This is a genomic window from Shewanella sp. SG41-4 (genome assembly GCF_014164505.1).
In the GTDB taxonomy this organism is placed as follows: Bacteria; Pseudomonadota; Gammaproteobacteria; order Enterobacterales; family Shewanellaceae; genus Shewanella.
This window is the reverse complement of the sequence record NZ_JACJFI010000353.1, coordinates 1-3,275: the sequence shown is the minus strand read 5'-3', so window position 1 is coordinate 3,275 and position 3,275 is coordinate 1. Positions and strand designations below refer to the sequence as shown.

At 40.0% G+C, this 3,275-nt stretch carries 4 protein-coding genes; 2 read left to right on the top strand and 2 right to left on the bottom strand.

Annotated features, from left to right (window positions below; all coding sequences use genetic code 11):
• The coding region (locus H5202_RS19495) for a ribonuclease E/G (protein WP_182773525.1) at positions 1-612 on the bottom strand (612 nt) is incomplete at its 3' end.
• A 627-nt stretch (positions 613-1,239) separates the two neighbouring features.
• On the opposite strand from H5202_RS19495, the gene rluC reads away from it, so the two are divergent.
• Complete coding sequence (gene rluC / locus H5202_RS19490; protein WP_182773524.1) at positions 1,240-2,196, top strand: 23S rRNA pseudouridine(955/2504/2580) synthase RluC; 957 nt, start codon at positions 1,240-1,242, stop codon at positions 2,194-2,196.
• A 30-nt stretch (positions 2,197-2,226) separates the two neighbouring features.
• Positions 2,227-2,880, top strand: coding sequence for an HAD-IIIA family hydrolase (locus H5202_RS19485; protein ID WP_182773523.1), 654 nt, complete (start codon positions 2,227-2,229; stop codon positions 2,878-2,880).
• 184 nt (positions 2,881-3,064) lie between these two features.
• Here the strand turns inward: H5202_RS19485 and H5202_RS19480 are convergent.
• The coding region (locus tag H5202_RS19480; protein ID WP_182773522.1) for a Maf family protein at positions 3,065-3,275 on the bottom strand (211 nt) is incomplete at its 5' end.

The following is a 3,275-nucleotide window of genomic DNA, read 5'->3' as shown; positions in this document are numbered from 1 at the left end:
TGGAGCGGCTTTACTTTGAGCCGCTTCTTGAATAGCATCCCAATGATGTTGTAGTACTTTTAAGTCCCACTTTAGCTCTGTTGATTCTTTGCCTACACCAGCAGTACGCACAATCAAGCCCATACCATTTGGTACGTCTAGCTCTGCCATTGCTTCTTTTAGCTCTGTACGCTCATCACCTTCGATGCGACGAGAAATACCGCCAGCACGAGGGTTATTTGGCATTAATACTAAATAAGAACCAGCAAGACTAATAAAGGTAGTTAGTGCGGCGCCTTTGTTGCCTCGTTCTTCTTTATCGATTTGAACGATGACTTCTTGGCCTTCTTGCACCACTTCTTTAATGTTTGGGCGGCCTTGGAATGAATAACCTTTAGGGAAGTATTCGCGACCAATTTCTTTGAGGGGTAAAAAACCATGACGATCTGCACCGTAGTCAACAAATGCGGCTTCCAGTGACGGTTCTACTCGAGTGATTTTACCTTTATAGATATTTGATTTTTTCTGTTCATGACCAGGACTTTCAATGTCTAAATCATACAGTTCTTGCCCATCTACTAGGGCTACGCGCAACTCTTCTGATTGAGTTGCATTAATTAACATACGTTTCATGATGACGTGATTCTTCTAAATGAGGTCATCAAACAACACGATTTTTTCTGCATTACGGGCCTGAATTAATCGGTATAACCTCACGGTTAGATCCAGGCAATTAGGTGCTCATTACTGTAAAACGCAGTCACTGCGTGTCGCATCCTATTTATGGCTTATTTTCTAATGTTTACAAAAACAAGGAATTGGTTGACTAACAACCAACCCCATAAATTATGGTATTTTAATCCGTTAATGCCCAAGTCGAATCGGTTTGTTTGATAACAAGCTAAAATGTTGTTCGAATTAGGGGCGATTTACCACAGTTAAATTAAAATCTTTATTCAAAACTTACGGTTTAATTGTATAAACGGTTTTTGTCGTTTTTCAATTAATACAATTTGCAAATCAATGAGTTGCTACCGGTTAAGTTCATTTCTTTAACTGTTAGTTTTTCGCATTTGGTGAAAGTTGTGAACACTTTATCCACTGTTTACTCTCAACCTGTGGGCAAATATAGCAACAATCGTTATTTTCAGCAATCAAAAGCCCATATTCTTTCATGTATTTATTTCAAGCTCCATGTGGCAATAGCCAAGCATTTACAAGATAAGGTACACTATCGGGGTTCCCACTATATGGCGCATCATGAATACTGAAACTACCCCCCAAGTTGAATACGTGACTATCGACGAAGATCATTTTGAACAACGAATCGATAATTTTTTGCTGACTAAATTAAAAGGCGTACCCAAAAGCATGATCTATCGGATTGTGCGCAAAGGAGAGGTGCGGGTAAATAAAAAACGCATCAAGCCTGAATACAAATTACAAATTGGTGACATTGTAAGGGTACCGCCTGTTCGTGTTGCTGAAAAAGACAATCGCAAGGCGCCATCACCTAATTTATCCAGAGTGTCACAGCTTGAAGATCGTATTATCCATGAAGATAATCATCTGATTGTGTTAAACAAGCCTGCTGGTATTGCTGTACATGGTGGCAGCGGTGTCGATTATGGTGTGATTGAAGGATTACGTTCACTGCGGCCACAACAAAAGTTTTTAGAGTTAGTACATCGATTAGATAAAGATACCTCTGGTGTGCTGCTTGTGGCTAAGAAGCGTAGTGCACTAAAGCATTTACATGAGCAATTACGCAGTAAAACCATGCAAAAAGATTATTTAGCCTTGGTGCGTGGTGAATGGCAAGCAAGTGATAAAGTGGTCAAAGCACCGTTATTAAAAATTACCTTAAAGTCGGGCGAGAGAATCGTTCGGGTTAACAAAGAGGGTAAAGAGTCAGAAACCCGCTATAAGATCATGCAGCGTTACCAAGGGTGTACTTTAGTTAAAGCCAGTCCTGTTACAGGGCGAACTCATCAAATACGAGTACATTGTCAGTATGCAGGGCATGCAATTGCTTGTGATGATAAATACAGCGAGCAACAATTTGACGACAGCATGCGTGCTTTAGGGTTAGACCGTCTGTTTTTACACGCAGCTGAGCTTAAATTTACTCATCCAGAAAATGATGAAACAATGCAAGTTAAAGCACCATTAGACCCAGTGTTATTGAGCACTCTTGAAAAATTGAAAAGAGTGTAAAACCACAGATATATGCAAATGAAGTAGGGCATGATATTGAACATTAGAGATAAAGCTTATGAACTGGTCATTTTCGACTGGGACGGCACGCTAATGGATACCGTAGGTAAAATAGTGTCTTGTATGCAACATGTCGCACAAGAATTAATTTTGCCTATACCTTCTGAGCAACAAATAAGAGATGTCATAGGCTTATCTTTACCAAAAATTATGCCAATTTTATTTGCTGGTCATCAAAACCATCAACAGATTATTGATTGTTATCGACGTCATCATTTTGCCAATGAGCAGCCTACGCCTCTTTTCGAGGGAGTAGAATTGCTCATTAGTAATTTACATGCAGCAGGTTATCAATTAGCTGTGGCGACGGGTAAAGGACGAGATGGTCTAGACAAGGTATTAGCATTAACAGGTTTAGGGCAGTATTTTCATGCGACGCGTTGTGCAGATGACGCTAAAAGTAAACCGCACCCTGAGATGCTGCATTCATTATTGAGGCATTTCGATATTGCTGCCGATAGAGCCATCATGATTGGAGATTCCATTCATGATTTAACCATGGCCAATAATGCTGGCATGGCGAGTATTGGTGTGAGTTATGGTGCCCATAATGAAGCTAGATTAAAAACGTTAAACCCACGTGCGATTGTCGACCAGCCTCTGGCGATACATGACTACCTTTAATTTTTCTGGATGATGCTTTGCCAGAGACGTAATACAGCGTTGAATCATAAATGTTCGACGCTGTAAAACATAAGCCTTTATATGCTGCTTAGTTTATCTAGGTGTTAAACCTCTTATCGTCACCATATCAAGCGCAAACGTTATTACCTTAACGAATACACCCTTATTAGATTTGGTATCAATATTAATTGATTGAGCATTCTGGTGCTTGGCTGAGAACATCTACTCCGTGCTGTGAAAGTAAATCAATAAGCTTGATCAATGGTAGTCCAATTAAACTATTTGGATCGTCACCTTCTAAACGGTTAAATAAGGCAATACCTAATCCTTCGCATTTAAAACTCCCAGCGCAATATAGTGGCTGCTCGGCATCGACGTAATAGCGAATTTGCGCA

Coding starts and splice junctions, on each gene's coding strand:
- rluC (WP_182773524.1), top strand. CDS start 1,240: ATGAATACTGAAACTACCCCCCAAGTTGAATACGTGACTATCGACGAA.
- H5202_RS19485 (WP_182773523.1), top strand. CDS start 2,227: ATGATATTGAACATTAGAGATAAAGCTTATGAACTGGTCATTTTCGAC.